This window comes from Borrelia miyamotoi, assembly GCF_019668505.1.
Taxonomy (GTDB): Bacteria; Spirochaetota; Spirochaetia; order Borreliales; family Borreliaceae; genus Borrelia; species Borrelia miyamotoi.
The window spans coordinates 770863-789051 of the sequence record NZ_AP024371.1 but is presented as its reverse complement, the minus strand read 5'-3'; the positions used below and the strand labels follow the sequence as shown (position 1 = coordinate 789051).

The 18189-nt window shown below is 29.0% G+C and carries 13 protein-coding genes and 2 tRNA genes; 6 read left to right on the top strand and 9 right to left on the bottom strand.

The window, feature by feature from the left end:
- Positions 1-8: 8 nt before the first annotated feature.
- Positions 9-644, bottom strand: coding sequence for an endonuclease III domain-containing protein (locus K5Q05_RS03710; RefSeq protein WP_025443475.1), 636 nt, complete (start codon positions 642-644; stop codon positions 9-11).
- An 83-nt stretch (positions 645-727) separates the two neighbouring features.
- Between K5Q05_RS03710 and K5Q05_RS03705 the strand changes: the two genes are divergently transcribed.
- Both K5Q05_RS03705 and K5Q05_RS03700 read left to right on the top strand, forming a co-directional pair.
- Positions 728-801, top strand: a tRNA-Arg gene (locus tag K5Q05_RS03705).
- Between the two features lie 10 nt (positions 802-811).
- Positions 812-883, top strand: a tRNA-Pro gene (locus tag K5Q05_RS03700).
- 78 nt (positions 884-961) lie between these two features.
- Here the strand turns inward: K5Q05_RS03700 and K5Q05_RS03695 are convergent.
- The 3 genes from K5Q05_RS03695 to K5Q05_RS03685 all read right to left on the bottom strand — a co-directional run bounded on the left by K5Q05_RS03695 (position 962) and on the right by K5Q05_RS03685 (position 6453).
- Positions 962-2983, bottom strand: coding sequence for a P83/100 family protein (locus K5Q05_RS03695; RefSeq protein WP_025443476.1), 2022 nt, complete (start codon positions 2981-2983; stop codon positions 962-964).
- Between the two features lie 128 nt (positions 2984-3111).
- The gene (locus tag K5Q05_RS03690; RefSeq protein ID WP_025443477.1) at positions 3112-4815 is read right to left on the bottom strand and encodes an outer membrane protein assembly factor BamB family protein; all 1704 of its coding nucleotides are present in this window, start codon (positions 4813-4815) and stop codon (positions 3112-3114) included.
- 6 nt (positions 4816-4821) lie between these two features.
- On the bottom strand, positions 4822-6453 hold the full coding sequence (locus K5Q05_RS03685; protein WP_025443478.1) for an ABC-F family ATP-binding cassette domain-containing protein: 1632 nt from the start codon (positions 6451-6453) through the stop codon (positions 4822-4824).
- 142 nt (positions 6454-6595) lie between these two features.
- Here K5Q05_RS03685 and groES point away from each other — a divergent pair, with 142 nt between their 5' ends.
- Both groES and mnmC2 read left to right on the top strand, forming a co-directional pair.
- A complete protein-coding gene (gene groES / locus K5Q05_RS03680; RefSeq protein ID WP_020955103.1) occupies positions 6596-6868 on the top strand; it encodes a co-chaperone GroES in 273 nt (90 codons plus the stop codon).
- Between the two features lie 196 nt (positions 6869-7064).
- Positions 7065-7739, top strand: a complete 675-nt coding sequence (gene mnmC2, locus K5Q05_RS03675; RefSeq protein WP_025443479.1) for a tRNA (5-methylaminomethyl-2-thiouridine)(34)-methyltransferase MnmC2 — start codon at positions 7065-7067, stop codon at positions 7737-7739.
- A gap of 132 nt (positions 7740-7871) precedes the next feature.
- Here the strand turns inward: mnmC2 and valS are convergent, their stop codons facing one another.
- Positions 7872-10541: a valine--tRNA ligase gene (gene valS, locus K5Q05_RS03670; protein WP_099497051.1), complete on the bottom strand. Its 2670-nt coding sequence runs from the start codon at positions 10539-10541 to the stop codon at positions 7872-7874.
- Entirely contained in the window at positions 10541-11536 is a 996-nt protein-coding gene (locus K5Q05_RS03665; RefSeq protein WP_025443480.1) for a tRNA dihydrouridine synthase, read from the bottom strand. The genes valS and K5Q05_RS03665 overlap by 1 nt, the downstream gene beginning before the upstream one ends.
- A 653-nt stretch (positions 11537-12189) precedes the next feature.
- Between K5Q05_RS03665 and K5Q05_RS03660 the strand changes: the two genes are divergently transcribed.
- Complete coding sequence (locus K5Q05_RS03660; RefSeq protein ID WP_025443482.1) at positions 12190-14253, top strand: ATP-dependent DNA helicase; 2064 nt, start codon at positions 12190-12192, stop codon at positions 14251-14253.
- On the opposite strand, the gene K5Q05_RS03655 is transcribed toward K5Q05_RS03660, so the two are convergent.
- A complete protein-coding gene (locus K5Q05_RS03655) occupies positions 14243-15025 on the bottom strand; it encodes a septal ring lytic transglycosylase RlpA family protein (RefSeq protein WP_025443483.1) in 783 nt (260 codons plus the stop codon). The genes K5Q05_RS03660 and K5Q05_RS03655 overlap by 11 nt on opposite strands.
- A gap of 126 nt (positions 15026-15151) precedes the next feature.
- Between K5Q05_RS03655 and K5Q05_RS03650 the strand changes: the two genes are divergently transcribed.
- Positions 15152-16153, top strand: a complete 1002-nt coding sequence (locus tag K5Q05_RS03650; protein WP_025443484.1) for an L-threonylcarbamoyladenylate synthase — start codon at positions 15152-15154, stop codon at positions 16151-16153.
- A 26-nt stretch (positions 16154-16179) separates the two neighbouring features.
- Here K5Q05_RS03650 and K5Q05_RS03645 read toward each other — a convergent pair whose 3' ends face one another.
- Entirely contained in the window at positions 16180-17268 is a 1089-nt protein-coding gene (locus tag K5Q05_RS03645) for a tetratricopeptide repeat protein (protein ID WP_044003315.1), read from the bottom strand.
- A gap of 7 nt (positions 17269-17275) precedes the next feature.
- Entirely contained in the window at positions 17276-18061 is a 786-nt protein-coding gene (gene plzA, locus K5Q05_RS03640) for a c-di-GMP-binding receptor PlzA (protein ID WP_025443485.1), read from the bottom strand.
- Between the last annotated feature and the right edge of the window lie 128 nt (positions 18062-18189).

Here is an 18189-nt window from a genome sequence, read left to right as displayed (position 1 = left end):
AACCAAAATTAAACCACTCTTGGTGCAAATTTTTCTAAAAAACAACTATTACAGGTTTTACTGCGTGACGTACAAATATCTCTTCCATGCTTATTAATAGCCATAGAAAATCTATATTGTTTATCAGAAGCTATTTTCCTCTTTAAATCCAATTCAATTTTTAAGGGTGTTCTCTCAATTGTAAGTCCATGTCTAATCACAACTCTGCTAAAATGAGTATCCACAATTATAGCAGGCTTATCATAAACAACTCCAAGAATAACATTAGCTGTTTTTCTACCTACTCCTGGCAAAGATACAAGATCAAAAATATTATCAGGAATAACACCTTTAAAACTTTCTAAAATCATTCGTGCACAGTTAATAATATTTTTAGATTTATTAGAATAAAACCCTAACTTATAAATTAATCTCTCAACATCTATCAAGTCAGCATTGGCTAAACTTTCAAAATCTCCGTATCTTTTAAAAAGCTCAGGTGCAATTTTATTCACCATATTATCAGTTGTCCTTGCACTCAAAATTACCATTATTAAAAGCTCATAATCATTTCTAAAAGTCAAAAAAGGTTTAACATCTGGATATCTAGACAAAGCTTCATCTATAATTAAATCAATGTTAAGCATAAAACAATTATAAAACATACATAATCCTAACAAAATATAAGTGACAATAATTTTATTGACAAGGATTTTTCAACATGATATACTCAACTTTAGGCTCAAAAGCGCTAATAGCTCAATTGGATAGAGCAACAGACTTCTAATCTGTAGGTTTTAGGTTCGAGTCCTAATTGGCGCAGTAATTTTTTCGGGACATGGCCTAGTGGTAAGGCACCTGCTTTGGGAGCAGGGGATCGTGAGTTCGAATCTCACTGTCCCGATTCTTCCCATAAGATGAAAAGAATCCAAAATCTTTTCTTTCTAAATTACTCAAACGCTGTTGAAATCAAAAAAATTATTTAAGGTGCTTTCTTCAAAGTATTTAGATCCAAAGTAATAATATTCTTAGATGAATCTTGCAAATAAACATACTTTGTATTAACAGTAAAACTTGTAAATGGAAAAATTTCATCTTCCGAGAGAACAAACTTGCTCAAATCCTTTGGAGAAAATTTTGCCAATTTCCAAACATTATTATCTTTAACAACTACCAAAATCATTCTTGAATCAACAAAAAGAGAAGAATCTCTATTTAAATTAAAATCTGCTTCAGATTTAACTTTTAAATTTTCTAATTTACTAAGCAACTGAAGCTTTGCAACACCTGAACAAAGTCTTATCACTACAAAATCATCATCTCTCTCATAAAATCCATACCTTCTAACACCATATTGAGAAGTCTTTGCCAATTTATCTTCATCCGAGTCAATAAATCGTAGAACTCCCAAATTAGTATTTGGATTAATAATCTCTAAGAATACAGATTTATGATTCTCATCCTTAAGAGGCAATTTACTTATATCTTTGGGTTGATCCAGTTGAACTTTAGAATCTAAAGGAGGTTTATCAAAACTACTACTTTGAGTAGATTTGTTATTTATAATAATAGGAGTTCTCTTAGATACATCAAAGGTAGCTTTTTTAAGTTGCTTCTTCAAGTCTTTAACAGTTTTAGTTAACTGCAATTTCTCATCTACTTTTGGAGAATTTATCTCTCCAGGTTTTGGCAAATTCTTATGTTTGTTTTCCTTCTCATGTTTTTCCTGTATCTTATTTTTAACTGCATCCCTTTGCTTATCTAATTTTTGCTGAGAATCATCTAATTTCTTCTGAGACTTTTCAAGTCCACTTGCTTTATTCTTTAAAGCATCCCTATCAAGCATCTTATCATCAATTTGCTTCTTAATGTTCTCATTCTCAATGTCATCAACAGACTTATTAAGTTGCTCCCTCAAATTATCAATAGCTTCAGTTAACTGCAATTTCTCATCTACTTTTGGAGAATTTATCTCTCCAGGTTTTGGCAAATTTTTATGTTTGTTTTCCTTCTCAAGTTTTTCCTGTATCTTATTTTTAACTGCATCCCTTTGCTTATCTAATTTTTGCTGAGAATCATCTAATTTCTTCTGAGACTTTTCAAGTCCACTTGCTTTATTCTTTAAAGCATCCCTATCAAGCATCTTATCATCAATTTGCTTCTTAATGTTCTCATTCTCAATGTCATCAACAGACTTATTAAGTTGCTCCCTTAAGTTATCAATAGTCTCAGTTAACTCATCATTAATACTTTTCAAAGTATCAAACTCAATATCAACCTTATCCTGATCAACATCACGAATTTCGTCCTGAACATCAGTCAGCTCCCTTGCAAAATCTGTTTGAATTTCTTCATTTTCATTTAAAAGCGCCCCAACTACCTTCTCTGTAACTATTTTGTCAAGATCAACCTCTGATTCAATACTTCCTGATAAAATATTTCTCTTAAAAGGAATAAAAATACAAGTTTTTCCAGCCCACTGGCTATAAACTCTTGACAGTCCTACATTATCTTTACTTAAACCTTCAATAGCAGGCTGAATATAAGCATCACTATAATAGTCCAAATCACCACGGTAAACAGCATTATATATTGTAATAGCTTTAGCGAGTAAAGCTGCACTATCTTTACTATAATTAAAAGCTCCCATCAAATATCCCGTAAGTATTCTTCTAAGATTTAAGATACTATCAAGAGAAGAACTTTCACTAATAAGAAAAACATCTGAGCTACTCTTCTCATCATTACTCTCAATGTACCTATTAACATAATATTTTTTATAATAATTAGATTTGTTATTGGTTAAATTTTTCGCTAAAAATTCACCAATACCTACTATTTGTTGATACGTATCTGTAGAATCATAAGGACCCCGATAATTAACAAATTCAAGATCCATATTAACAAAATCTTTTAACCTCTTTTTATCAACTTCTCTAGCATTAAAAGTAAAAACATTCAAAAAGATAAATAAAGACATAAAAACTATCTGTATTACTTTCATAATAAAAATCCCCCTAGTGAACGATAAACCCTACCACTAACTAAATCAGTATAAATCAAATATCAATTTAAAAACATAATAACATATGTATCTAATAAATAATAACATAAAATTAGTCACAAAATGAATCAAAGACGCACAATAATTTCATTAACAAACCGGTTAATCTTTTCAGAAAAATTTTGTCGTTTGATAAACTTTAAAAGGGTTAAATATTTGTTTCTATACTTTTTAAGATTATCCTCTGTAGAATTCAAAATTATCTTGCGCAAGCTTATAAGAACAGCATACGCTATCTCTAGATTGCCTTGATAATTTAATACTATATACTGAATATAATTATATACAAGATCATCTTCCCCATGATAATATTCAAATTTAGCAATACTTTCAACCAATTGAATTACATTACTAATATCTTTTTCCTTAATTGCCATATTGATAAAACTCTTAACCGAAGATACATCATCAACATACATAAAATATTTATAAAGTTGACCTCTTTGAGATATTCTATCAATACCATTTCTTGGAGCAAGCCAATTATTCACAGCTTTTTTATATAAATCCAAATACTTTTTTGGAAAGCTACCATATTTCATTATTAGAGAATCTAGAATACTTAAAAAGTTATTATAAGTACTATTACTATATGTAGAGTTCAACATTTCATCAAGAACCAAATAAATATCTTCATGATCTACTAAAGACTTTTCTCTAAAATCTATCCTATTTTGATGATATCTATTACCTAATGTATGGTTCCAAACAGTAACATCAAGCTCATCCTTATATTCATAATAATAAGTAGTTAATATCCAATTAACTCCGCCCGTAGCAATTATTCCAACATTAGCTACAAGTCCCGATATATCCTTTATCTCATCATAACTATCAACAGGTTTAAAATATTCATCAAGAGCCCAAACTCCATCTGACTTCATTACAATAAAAAGATTTTTATTATCATAAAGCACAGCTTCCTTAAGCTTTAAACGTAAATTTCTAAAGAACATAAGCTCAAGGTTTTTACTTAAACTAAAACAAACCCCAACATCAGAAACTGCAATATATTCTCCATTAAACTTTTCAAATAAAAAATTAATGGGATGACTCAACCTAATGGAACTTAACATATCACCAAAATCGCTATTATACACAGCTACATCTCCAGATTGATATCCAACAATTATCTCATTATTAGTACTTATCATTAATACATTGGGAAAAGACATAAGATCAGAGCTCCATATTTTTTCTCCCCCTGAATTAAAAGCAAACATTTTATAATTTTCATTTGCAATATAAAAATTGCCATTCTCCAGAACAACAGAAGATGTCACAGCCTTCCCTTCTATATCCAACTCAAAAACTTTTTGACCATCCCCAAGTCTTAAAGCAATAACTTTCTCATCAATCTTAGGAATTAAAATATAACCATTCCCTATTGAAGGGGCTTTTACAGGAGGCACTCCTAAATTATATTTCCAGATAAGCTTACCTCTTCTAATTTTTTGAACCTCATTACGTACTGTAATAACATAATAACCACTGCCAAAATCTTTTAAAAGGAAAGGATACGGGGTACGATTTAATCTATAAGAATATTGTTTATTTAAAGACATAGTATAGGTAGTTAACCATCTATCCTTTGTCAACACTGTAACAGTATTAAGCCTCTCATCAAGAATAGGATTCCCTAAGATCTGCCCTGTTAAAGCTTTCTGAAAATAAAGATTAACATCTGCTGAAATGACAAAGCAATTACTTAAAAATACAAAAATACAAATACTTGCCTTGAATACTACAAAAATGCTGTAACGGTCCAACATATAAAATTAAAGTTTTAAACTGGTATGTCCTTCACAAAGCCTATCCCTTAATTCCTTGACCTTAGAATCATCAACATACTCTGAAAAAGTCATAAAACGATCAATTATTCCATTAGGCGTAAATTCAATAATCCTATTAGCAATAGTATCAATAAATTGATGGTCATGAGATGTGAATAACACAACCCCTTTAAAATCTTGAAGACCAGTATTTAAAGATGTAATGGCCTCAAGATCTAAATGATTAGTTGGCTGATCTAATAATAATACATTAGCTCCACTAAGCATTATCTTTGAAAGCATACATCTTACTTTTTCACCCCCTGATAGAACATTAACCTTTTTTAAAGCCTCATCTTGACTAAAAAGCATTCTTCCTAAAAATCCTCTAATATAAGTTTCATCTTGTTCTTTTGAATACTGTCTTAACCAATCTATCAAGCTTAAATCAACATTAAAATATCTTTCATTATCTTTCTTAAAATACGCAAAATTAACAGTAGTACCCCATTCATAATGCCCTTTATAATCTCTGTCTTCATTGGAAATTATATCAAAAAAAGAACTTGCTGAGATTGGACTTCCCAAAAAGACAACCTTTTGCCCAGGTTCTATAATAATGTTAAAATTGTTTAAAATATGTCGTCCTTCAAATTCCTTAGTCAAATTCTTAATTGTAATAACATTTTTTCCAAGCTCCCTTTCACTCTTAAAGTTAAGATAAGGAAACTTTCTTAAAGAAGGCTTTAAATCCTCAACTTTAATCTTATCAATTAACTTCTTCCTTGAAGTTGCTTGCCTAGATTTTGATGCATTACTTGAAAATCTTTGAATAAAAGCCTTAAGTTCTGCAATTTTTTCTTCAGATCGTTTTTTGGCATCTTTTAATTGCTTATTAAGAATTTGACTAGTTTCATACCAAAAATCATAATTACCAAGATAAATTTGAATCTTTCCATAATCAATATCAACAATATGAGTACAAACCTGATTTAAAAAGTGTCTATCATGTGATACAACAATAACTGTATTTTCAAAATTAATCAAAAATTCTTCTAACCACTTAATTGATTGAATATCAAGATTATTAGTAGGTTCATCAAGAAGTAATATATCAGGATCTCCAAAAATAGCCTGTGCTAATAGCACTCTTACCTTTAAAGCTGCCTCAATATCTCTCATTAAAATAGAATGAAGTGACTCATTTATGCCTAATCCCTTAAGAAGTACTGCAGCATTAGACTCAGCTTCATATCCCCCAAACTCAGCAAATTCAGCTTCAAGTTCCCCGGCTCTGATTCCATCCTCATCGCTAAAATCAGGCTTTTCATAAATCTCATCTCTCTCCCTTTGCACAGCATAAAGCTTCTTGTGACCCATAATCACAGTATCAATAACCTTGAAATCATCATAAGCAAACTGATTCTGCTCAAGCACAGCCATTCTTTGATTTTTAGCAATCAACACCTCACCCTTGCTAGGTTCAATGGTCCCACCTAAAACCTTTAAAAAGGTACTCTTTCCTGCACCATTAGCTCCAATTATGCCATAACAATTTCCAGAAAAAAACTTGATATTAACATCTTTAAATAAAATTCTTTCTCCAAATGCAACTTCTAAATTACTTACTGTTATCAAACTATTTTTCCACCTAAACTTGATATTCTATTAAAAAATTATCTTTAAAATTAAACGAAGTTTCAAGTATTACATAAATATATTGACTTAATACTTCACTTTTTCGTATATTTATATTATCAAATTAAGGAGATGTTTGAAAATGAAAAATATTAAACCTTTAAGTGATAGAGTTCTAATAAAAATAAAAGAAGCCGACAGTAAAACAACTTCAGGATTATATCTACCAGAGAATGCAAAAGAGAAAACAAATATTGGAACGGTAATAGCTATTGGCTCCAATAAAGAAGAAATCACTGTTAAAGTTGGAGATGTAGTACTTTATGAAAAGTATGCTGGAGCGGCTGTAAAGATTAATGAAAAGGAACATTTAATTCTAAAAGCAAAAGAAATAATAGCTATTATAGAAGAATAAAGAATAAGAGAAACTAAAAATTAAAGTTAGTTTCTCTTAAAAGACAAGAAACTAAAAATTATTGGTTTACATTCTATTATCCTAGTCAAACAAATCAAAATCAGTCTATTATATGCAAGGATTATGACATTTCTTTTAAAAAAGGTAATTTTCATAAACAAAGCTATTTCATGGCTTATTTATGAGTAAGAATTAAATGAATAAACTAAAGTTCAAGGGTAAAACTATATATTCAAGTAAATTTGAGGATATTTACTATAATCCCCTGTACGGGCTTGAAGAGAGTGTTTACGTATTCATTAAAGGTTGCGACTTAGATAAAGAACTTTTGAAACTACAAAGTACAACAATTGCAGAATTAGGATTTGGAAGTGGACTTAATTTCATAGCACTTTTAAAGCATGTAAAAGAAAATAATATCAAAGCAAAAATTAATTATTACTCAATTGAAAAGTTTCCACTAACAAAAGAACAAATTAACAAAATATCACAATTTTTTAGCAAAGACATGTCTTATTTCAAGACATTGCTTAAAAAATACCCTAATATACCAAAAAAAAACATAAAATTTAAAATAACAGACAATATCAGTTTAAAAATCCTAGTTGGAGACGTTGGACAGAAACTTAAAGAAGTCCCAAAATACATAGATTACTGGTTCTTAGATGGATTTAGTCCAAGAAAAAATCTCAAAATGTGGAATAAAGAAATATTTAGCATAATTTCTCAAAAGAGCAAAATTGGAACAAAACTTTCAACATTTTCCGCAGCAAGAATTGTAAAAGATGGACTAAAACTAGCTAATTTTAATTACTCTATAATAAAAGGATTTAACAATAAAAGACATATGATAAAAGCACAAAAAGAATAACAAATAAATTTTTCTAAAATATGATAAGAAGTTAACAAGACAAAATAAGTTTTAAGACATATTTAAATAGCTATAGATGTTACTTTTAGTTCTGTTGTATTTACAAAGCCACAAATATTTAATTTATAGCATTTAGTTTATTTGAATATCTTTATGTATAGCTAGAAGCTTGCTACCCTTTTTTAGATTATCTACATAATTGTTAATTTTTAAAATGAAAGAATCAAACTCTTCTAATTTTGAATTCTCAAGATCAACAATCTCATCGGGAGCATTTAACAAGAAATCTTGATTTTTAAGCTTTGCCAAAGTTGAACATTTAAGTCTCTCATATTTTTCTAACTTTTTACTAAGCCTTAAAAGTTCTTTATCAGTATCTATTAGATACTTAATATCTGCAAAACTCTCAAAACCAACATTAGGAACACCTATCATATTTTCATAATTTTCATTATAAAATATTAAATCAAAGTTAATAAGTTTTTTTGCAATATGTTCATGTTTCCTAAAATATTTCTCACATTTAAAAGTATCACCAAACTTCAGAGCAACATTAATCTTAATACTCGAAACTATACTAAATTCACTCCTAAGCGTTCTAATAGACACAATAAATTCTTTCAATAAATTAAAATGCTGAAACTCTTCCTTAAAATTTCTCTGACTAACAGCCTCAGGATACTTTGCTAAAGCCAATACATTATCTTCTGAGAACATCAACTTAGAATAAATTTCTTCAGTAATAAACGGTATAAACGGATGCATAATTATTAAAGATTCTTTCAAAAAAAAAATCAGTTTAGAAATAGCCATATTCTGAAGATTAGTATCATCATTAGCTAAATTAATTTTACTAATCTCAATGTACCAATCACAAAAATCATTCCAAAAAAACTCATACACAGCTTTAGTGGCCTCATTATACTTATAATTTTTAAAAGCCCAATCCAGAACTGCAACGGTTGAATTTAAACTTGTAAGTAACCATTTATCAACATCATCCAACTCCAACTTATCTAATACTACTCTACCCTCTAAATTTGCCAAAATAAATTTAGAAGCATTAAATACTTTATTTGCAAATTTAGCTCCAAACATAAAATCTTTAGTATCAATATTCAAATCCTGGCCTTGCACAGACAAAAATGCAAGAGTAAAACGCAAAGCATCACTTCCATACTGTTCGATAATTTCAAGAGGATCTATGCCATTACCTAAAGACTTTGACATCTTTCTACCCTTTTTATCTCTTAAAAGAGGTGTTATGTATATATCTCTAAATGGTACCTGTTCTGTAAATTCAAGACCTGCCATTACCATTCGTGCTACCCAAAAAAATATTATGTCATAAGCAGTAATTAAGGTATTTGTAGGGTAATAATTCTTGAAATCAAAAGTAACTTCTGGCCAGCCAAGAGAAGAAAACGGCCATAGCCAAGAAGAAAACCAAGTATCAAGCACATCTGGATCTCTAACAAAATTCCTGTCCTTATACTCTTCACTTAAGGAAGGATTAATCTCACTAATAATAACTTCCCCTGTCTCAACATCATACCAAGCAGGAATTCTGTGCCCCCAAACTAACTGTCTAGATATACACCAATCTCTAATATTCAGTAGCCAATGTTTATATGTATTTTCCCATTTTTTAGGGAAAAATCTAATCTCACCGTTCATTAAAGCTTTTAAAGCATTATCAGCCAAAGGCCTCATTCTTACAAACCATTGATTCGATAAATAAGGCTCAATAATCTCTCCAGATCTATGACAATGCCCAACCTGGTGTTTATGACTCTTAACACCTATTAATAATCCTTTTTCTCTTAAATCTCTTTCTATCTTACTCCTTGCAGTGCTAACGTTTAAGCCTTGATACTCAATTGGAACATTTTCATTAAGTTTTGCATCCCTAGTTAAAATATTTATTTTAGGAATATCATGCCTCTTTGCAATTTCAAAGTCATTAGGATCATGGGCAGGTGTTATTTTTAAAGCACCACTACCAAATTCCATATCAACATAATTATCTGCTATTACCCTAACCTTTCGATTTGCAATAGGCACTGTCACATATTTACCAATTAAAGATTTATAACGATCATCATTAGGATTAACAGCAACAGCCACATCTCCAAATATTGTCTCAGGTCTAGTGGTTGCAACCTCAATAAAATTATCATCATCTAACAAATATTTAACAAAATAAATCTTTCCAACAACTTCTCTATACTCGACTTCTTCATCACTAACAACACTTCCAGATCCAGGATCAAGGTTTACAAGATATTCTCCCCTATAAATTAAGCCTTTATTATATAAATCAATAAAAACTTTATTAACAGCCTGACAAAGCTCAGCATCAAGAGTAAATCTCTCTCTAGAGTGATCATAAGACGCTCCAAGTTTTTCTATTTGATTAACAATTATTGCTCTATGCTTATCTTTTAATTTAAAAATTTCTTCAACAAATTCCTCACGACTAAAATCATCCTTACTTTTTCCAAGCTCTCTGAGCTGTCTTTCAAAAACCGCTTGAGTTGCAATCCCAGCATGATCTGTTCCAAAAAGCCAAAGAGTATCAGCCCCCTGCATTCTTTTGTAACGAACAAGAATATCTTGCAAAGTAAAATTAAGAGCATGCCCCATATGAAGAATACCTGTAACATTTGGAGGAGGCGCTACCATGCTAAATCTGAATTCAAGCCCTGCATTGGCACTAAACACACCATTATTTAGCCATTTTTTATAAATCTTATCTTCAAAAATCCTAGGATCATAATTTTTTGAAAGTTTATCACTCATTACTTAAGCTCATCTCCTATAACATCCATTCGTCTTAGATTTTCAAAAAGTTCATCATAATTATTTGAATTCATAATATTATAAAAATACTCACTATCTCTCTCATCTTCATTAAAATAAATTTTGAAGTATTTTTTAAGTTTATTAAAATCCTTAGTAATACCCCAAGTAGAATGAAAATCTGTTATATGAAATTTTAATATATTTAACCTAAAATTCAAATTATTATTTAAAAAGTTAGGTAAACCTTCTCTAAATAAGTTTAAATTCCTAAAAATCCCACGACCAAACATTACCCCATCAATAGAATACTTTCTTACAATTTGATGTGCTTGCTTTAAACTTAAAATATCTCCATTGCCAATAACTAACGTAGAAGGATTGATTTGATTCCTAAGCTTAACAACCTCACCAAATACAACAACATCTATAGATCCTTCACTTTGATTAATAGCAAGCCTGGGATGCACAGTCAGCATATCAATGCCTAATTTCAGCAAAAATCCTAACCAATCTTCAACCTCAGAGTCAAAAAATCCATGTCTTGTTTTAACACTAAGAGGCAATCCAAATTTCAAACATGCCTCTTTACTTGCAATAATTATCTCACGCGCTAAGGATTTATTATTAATTAAAGCAGAACAAACTCCCTTTTTAACTATCTTTCTCTTAGGACAACCCATATTAAGGTCAATACCCCAAAATCCCAAATTGCTTAAAATTTCTATTGCCTTAAAAAATTCATCAGGATCTTTGCCCCAAATTTGAGCAATTAACGGTCTCTTAAGTTCGTCATTTTTTGTTAAAATATGCTGAATTGACTGCCTTGATTTATTCAAAAGTCCTTTTACAGAAATAAATTCGGTAAAATAAATATCAGGTCCATCCTTCCCATTGCTTATCAAATGAATTAAATTTCTAAAAACAGTATCTGTTACATCTTCCATTGGAGCCAAAATCATAATTGGACGACTTATATTGCTTAAAAAATTCATAAAATAAATATATAATAAGACAACATCATGGTAAATAAATATATGAAATAAGTATTAAAATAATTAACATGCTTTACAAAGAAAATAAGAGAATTTTCAATATCAAGCACAAATAAACATGAAAATACATTAAAAATCAATCAAGATATAACAGTTTTTCTATCAGCTTTCATTACTATAAAAATAGTCATACAAAAGAAAAAATAATGATTATACTATTTTCAAAAAAAATTGGAGTTCAAAATTTCATCATTATAAATTCAAATGGAACAATTAAAAAACTTAAAACAAGATTTCAAAAGATGACTTCAATTTGCAAAAACCCAAGATTAAAGAAATTTATAAAAATATTTTCAAGGAAAAAACTAGACAATTGTGTTCAATTTGTAAAATCAAAATCATACTATAAAACAATAAAATAACCAGAACAAATTTTCTTAAGACAATAAGTACAGATTTGCTAAAATGTTAATAATATTTCTATTATAATAATTATTGAAGAATATATTAAAATGGATCTATTAGTAATTTTAAGTATCACAAAACTGATATCGAAAATACAAAAAAAACCTTTAAAGCATAAAGAAATTAAAATTAACTCAGAAAAATATCTAAAAAACTTACAAAATTCTTAAAAAGGATATATACTAAAATTGAATTTAACTGAATATATACTAAAAAAAGCAGAATTAAACATCAAAGGCTTTATAAAAAGAGATACACAATTAAAGATGATAGAAAAAATAAGCAAAGCTTTTGAAAATGAAAGTTTCTTAGTTATTGAAGCACCAACAGGAACTGGCAAAAGCCTTGCTTATCTAATTGCTGCTATTGATTTCATTCAAAAAACACAAGAAAAAGTAATAATATCAACAGCATCTATTAATCTTCAAGAACAACTAATTAAAAAAGACATCGAGTATTTAAAAAAAATTATTCCTTTTAAAATGAAATTTGGAATCATTAAAGGAATGAGAAACTATCTGTGCCTTCGCAGACTTAAAGAATTTGAAAAAAGTCTCTTGACATATACATTTAATAAAGGAAATTTAGAAACATTAATCCAATGGGCAAAAAATACAAAAACGGGGGATAAAGACGAACTTAATTTTATTGATGAACAAATTTGGGAAGAAATATCAGCAAGCCCTGAAACATGTTCAGGTATCACCTGTCCTGACGAAAACAAATGTTTTTTTAAAAAGGCAAGAAAAAAAATACTAGAAAGTGATATTATAATAACCAATCATCATTTACTTCTAAATGATCTCTACATAAAAAACGAAATATTAATAACAAAAGAAAACTATGAAAATAACTCTGAAAAAAATGATGAAGAGAAAGAGATTAATTTAATCTTGCCTAATATAAAAAACATAATAATTGATGAAGCTCACTATCTAGAAGAAGCCGCAAGAACCCTATTTAGCAATAATTTTTCAAGAATTGGGATAAAACAAATTTTTACAAAAATAGATAAAATTATCAAAAGACAAAATATTAAAAGTGATTTCAAGAAAAATTTTGAAATTGCAACAATGCTAAGCTTTGAAAATATCGAATATATAATAAGAATACAAAAAGACTTCCCATCAAATTACAGAATTATTAATGATACACATAAAATCGACTCCTACATCCAAATTAAAACACATTTAAAAGACGTTATATATAACCTAGAAAATTATAGGGCAACCATAATATCAATAATACAAAACATTGAAAACAAAATAGCAAAAATTGAACTAAACAGACTAATGAGAAATATAGAACTAAAAGAATCATTAATGAAAAATTTCATCTCTGAGAATCAATACACCAATCTTTGTGCTTGGATAGAAAACAAAAATAATACACCCATATTTAAAACATCAGAGATTCATTTAGGTTCTGGACTGAACAAAATTATGCATAAACGAGTAAAAAGAATAATTTTCACTTCAGCTACTATGATTATAAATCAATCATTCTCATATTTTATCAATCAAATGGGACTTAACTTAAGCAATCGAGATATTAAAACAGAAAGATTGCCATGTTCCTTTCCGTATAAAGAAAAATCAATACTCACAGTTATATCAAGCATTGAAAACCCTAATAAAGAAGAGGAATTTTTAAGTCAATCAATACAATATATCAAAGAACTTGTGATTTTAAATAAAGGAGGAACCCTAATTCTTTTAACCTCATTTAAAAGCTTAGAATACACGAGCAAAAATATTAAAGACTTTCTAATTGCAAACGATATAAACCTTTTCATACAAGGACAATCACCCAAACATAAACTTATTAATTCTTTTAAAAAATCAAAGAAAAAAAGCGTACTTATAGGAATAAAAAACTTTTGGGAAGGAATTGACATTAAAGGAGACAAATTAACAATGGTAATAATACCCAAACTACCATTTCAAAACCCCTTAGATCCAATTTTAATGGCAAAAAACGAATTAGCCATAAAAGAAAATGAAAACTTTTTTACAAAAGAAACATTGCCACGAGCAATAATGAAATTCAAACAAGGATTTGGAAGGTTAATAAGAGATCCAAAAGATTATGGAATTATAGTATGTTTTGACAAAAGAATTTTCGAAAAAACTTATGGTACATTATTCTTACAAGCCTTACCAGATATCAAAACTTATTACTCAAATTTCAAAAACGTAAAAAGCATAATCAATACATTCTTTAAAAAGATAGATCAAAACACTAATCTATAGGAACATTATCTCCTGGAATCTTAGTCTTTCTTACCAAAATGTCCTTATATCCTGTAGAGTTAATAAGCTTAACATTCTTATGAACATCATCAGCATAAGTAGGAATGAAAACTGTAAAAAAAGGACCATGAGCATTTACTAAAACATGAAGTCCAGCTTTTTTAAGTATTTTATAAGCCCTTTGAGCATAATCTTTAGTCTTATAAGAGCCAATTTGTATATAAAAATCTGGTTTTTGAGTAGAATTATCTAAAATTTTTTCTGCAACATCAAAGTGAGCTTTCTCTAAATTAGTATCTCTGCCCACTTTTGAATCTGAAACAATAGAATTATCCTTAAAAGAATCTAGTATATTAAAAGTTTTCTTAGATTCTTGTGTTATAACTTTCTTTTCATCCAACTTTTCTAGTATTTCAATTTTCACAGGAGCAACACCTATTCCTAAAAAATCTAACTTTTCAGCAGCAGCCTTTGACAAATCAATTATCCTGTCTTTTCTAAAAGGACCTCTATCATTAATTCTTACAACAGCTGTTCTATTATTAAGTAAATTAGTAACCTTTACAACAGTATTAAATGGAAGTTCCTTATGAGCAGCAGTAAGAGATGTCATATCAAATTTTTCACCATTAGCAGTAACCTTACCATGAAAAGCTTCTCCATACCATGAAGCAAGTCCCACAATAGCGCTGTTCAACTGAGTAAAGGCAAAAAACAAGAATAAAAAACCAAGACTAAAGCTACTAATCACGAGATTAAACAAACCTACCATACTGCATATTATAATATAAAACTTAATATTTGCAACATAAAGTTAACTACCTAAATTACTTTAAATTGTTTATTTACAATTTTTTTGCTTTAATAAATAAGTAAGATTAAATAGAGAATTCAATCAATGAAAACAGAAATTATAAAACATTCAGAAATAGAAAAAGCAGTAAAATTTATAAAAGCAGGAGAATTAGTAGTATTTCCTACAGAAACAGTATATGGAATTGGGGCTGACGCATACAATGATGATGCAGTACGGATGATATTTTTAGCCAAAAAACGTCCCATTACAAATCCTTTAATAGTACATGTTGAGTCAATAGAAAAGATAAATGAACTTGTAGATTATATACCAAAAAGTGCAATGATTTTAATGCAAAAATTCACTCCAGGACCTCTAACATTTATACTAAAAAACGCAGGTAAAATATCTAAATTTATAAGCGGAGGACTTGACAGTATCGCAGTAAGAATACCATCAGAGCCTATAGCCCTCAAGTTAATTCAAATGAGCGGAGTTCCAATAGCAGCCCCATCAGCAAACTTATCAAGACGACCCAGTGCTACTAATTTTGAAATGGCAATCAAGGAACTTAATGGTCTAGTTAAGGGAATCATTAAAAAAGATGAAGGATCACGAATCGGCATAGAATCAACTGTCATAGGATTCAATTCTAAAGAAGATATATTAATACTAAGACCAGGTTCAATTACAAAAGAAATGATAGAAAAAGAACTTAAGGAAGAATTCAGAGTAGAATACTCAACAGGAGAAAAAATGCTATCCAAATCACCTGGCAACTTACTAGAACATTACAGACCTAGCATACCCGTTTATTTATTTAATCCAAGAGATAACATAAGATGGTATGCAACACGAAAAGACACAAAAGTGCTCATTATGAGAGATACTTTTAAATCATATTGGTTTAATGATCTTTGGGATATGAATAACATTTGCATATTTAACACACTCGAAGAATATGCAAAAAATATTTATAAAATATTTGTAGAATCTGAAAAAACACATAAACAAATACTTGCTGAATTCGTAGCTAATAGTCAACTTGGATACTCAATTAACAATAGACTTAAGAAAGCCAGCCTGAATAAATTTATTCTTTAAAAGCAATAAAAAATAATAAATTACAATTATCTATCTAAAAGCTTCAAATATTTAAAGGCAATAGGATTATTTGAATCATATTCAAGAACTACTTCAAAATATTTTCTAGCTTCTTCTCTAAGATCCATCTTTAAATGAAGAATCCCAAGATTTGAAACAATTTTGATATTATCAGGTTCAAGCCTCAAAGCTTTAAGCAAATACTTCAAACTATCATTAAATTCAAGAAGCTCCATAAAACATATTGCAAGTTCGTTCATAGCATCGACATTATTAGAATCAAGAGACAATACTTTAAAAAAAGCATCCTTGGCTTCAGAGTAAAATCCCTTTCTTCTATAGCCCCATCCAAGCAAAAACCAAACATTCCAAGAACTTCTATGATATTCTAAGAGTTTAATAAGCTCAAAAATAGCTTCATCTTCCCTTGAGATAATTATCAGATTATATATTTTCTCAAGATCTACATCTAAATTCTTATGTTCCCTTATCACATTTAAAACTTCGATTACCTTAGTCTTTAACTTTAAATTAGTAGAAATTTTTAAATAATGATTAAGCAAATTTTGAGCTTTATCCAATTTATACTGTTTAACAAAGAAAAATCCAGCATTTGCAAAAACATTTTCATTTGGACTTTCAAAGTCTAAAAGCCTTTCATAAATCTTTAAAGCACTTTGATTGCTACTAAAAGCATCCATATCTTGCTCAACTTTCAAGAAATTATCGGCCATCCTTTCGTACAATAACGCCAAATTCAAAAGAAGAATATCATTTTTATCATCAATACCTTTCAATGACAAAAAAATCTCAAGAGCTAACTTATAATCTCCTTCATCAATCTTGGCAAGTCCAACATTAATAAGCTCATTGACAATATTCGGCTTTAAAGCTAAAAGAAGCTTTTTATAATAAGAAAAATTAACATTACCTTGATCATAAGCCGAAATCTTAAGAATCGCAGACATAACAGCTTCAAAATTAAGTTCATACTGAGAAAAATTTTGGACATTACTGACCTCAACAGGTAAAAGTATCTTAGGATCAAATACAAAATCCTTAATTTGACTTTTAAAATCCACTGGAAGAGAAATATAAACAATATTTTTAAACATAAATTATCTAATTAAAGTAATCATGAATTAACATAGTATAGTCAAGTGGAATCTTATCCTCACAAAATGCAATACCTAAAGCCAAAACTTTACCATTAGGAGTCTGAATAACACTTAAATTCCTGGCTTTGCCCACAATGGACACTTCTTTACCTGCAATATCAAAATTTAAAGTCAAATCAGTATTACTTTCATCCATTCCCTCATAATCAAAACAAGATATTAAAAGTGCACCTCCATAAGATATGTCTTTAATCAAACATTTATGCTTAGTGCCATTAATTTCAATAAAAGCTTTATCAGATATAAGATTAAGCTTTCTAAGAGAATCTTTATTAATAATAATACGCTCATGAATTCTTTGATTTTGCCCAAGCTTCAAATCAAGAAGTTTGCCAATCTTAACAGCAAACTCTCCTGGCATAGGAGATATAAAATCTAGAGTCAGTAAGTTATATTCTTTATCTTGAACAAAATAAGAAGATGTATTTACTAACTTAACAACTAAAGAGGGAATAAATAAAGAACCATCTCCAACATTGTCAAAACTCTTAAAGTGAATATTTCCTGAATTTCCATTTTTTGCTAAAATAGGTAAAACTTCATCTTCCTGCAAAATAAGCTTAATAGCATTCATAGAAATAGAATAAATTACACCACATGCTAAATAAGTACCAACTCTCATTTCAACAGCATTTCTAATATTAAGAAAACTGTTGATTTCAGTGCTCATATTAATCTCTTTGCCCTTATATTTAGTTTCATAATTTTTTATTTTTTTAGACAAAAACATAAACCTCTCCTTTGAAATCTAACAAACATGTTAAAACCGATATTCAGGAACTTTAAAGCAATAAAACTCAAAAATCTTAATTTATGCATACACCTTAAATAATTCTATCCCAAAATATTAGATACAAC

What these genes read in the sequence shown, in the direction of transcription:
- K5Q05_RS03710 (WP_025443475.1), bottom strand. Translation starts at nt 644, where the DNA reads ATGTTTTATAATTGTTTTATGCTTAACATTGATTTAATTATAGATGAA.
- K5Q05_RS03695 (WP_025443476.1), bottom strand. Translation starts at nt 2,983, where the DNA reads ATGAAAGTAATACAGATAGTTTTTATGTCTTTATTTATCTTTTTGAAT.
- K5Q05_RS03690 (WP_025443477.1), bottom strand. Translation starts at nt 4,815, where the DNA reads ATGTTGGACCGTTACAGCATTTTTGTAGTATTCAAGGCAAGTATTTGT.
- groES (WP_020955103.1), top strand. Translation starts at nt 6,596, where the DNA reads ATGAAAAATATTAAACCTTTAAGTGATAGAGTTCTAATAAAAATAAAA.
- mnmC2 (WP_025443479.1), top strand. Translation starts at nt 7,065, where the DNA reads ATGAATAAACTAAAGTTCAAGGGTAAAACTATATATTCAAGTAAATTT.
- valS (WP_099497051.1), bottom strand. Translation starts at nt 10,541, where the DNA reads ATGAGTGATAAACTTTCAAAAAATTATGATCCTAGGATTTTTGAAGAT.
- K5Q05_RS03665 (WP_025443480.1), bottom strand. Translation starts at nt 11,536, where the DNA reads ATGAATTTTTTAAGCAATATAAGTCGTCCAATTATGATTTTGGCTCCA.
- K5Q05_RS03655 (WP_025443483.1), bottom strand. Translation starts at nt 15,025, where the DNA reads ATGGTAGGTTTGTTTAATCTCGTGATTAGTAGCTTTAGTCTTGGTTTT.
- K5Q05_RS03650 (WP_025443484.1), top strand. Translation starts at nt 15,152, where the DNA reads ATGAAAACAGAAATTATAAAACATTCAGAAATAGAAAAAGCAGTAAAA.
- K5Q05_RS03645 (WP_044003315.1), bottom strand. Translation starts at nt 17,268, where the DNA reads ATGTTTAAAAATATTGTTTATATTTCTCTTCCAGTGGATTTTAAAAGT.
- plzA (WP_025443485.1), bottom strand. Translation starts at nt 18,061, where the DNA reads ATGTTTTTGTCTAAAAAAATAAAAAATTATGAAACTAAATATAAGGGC.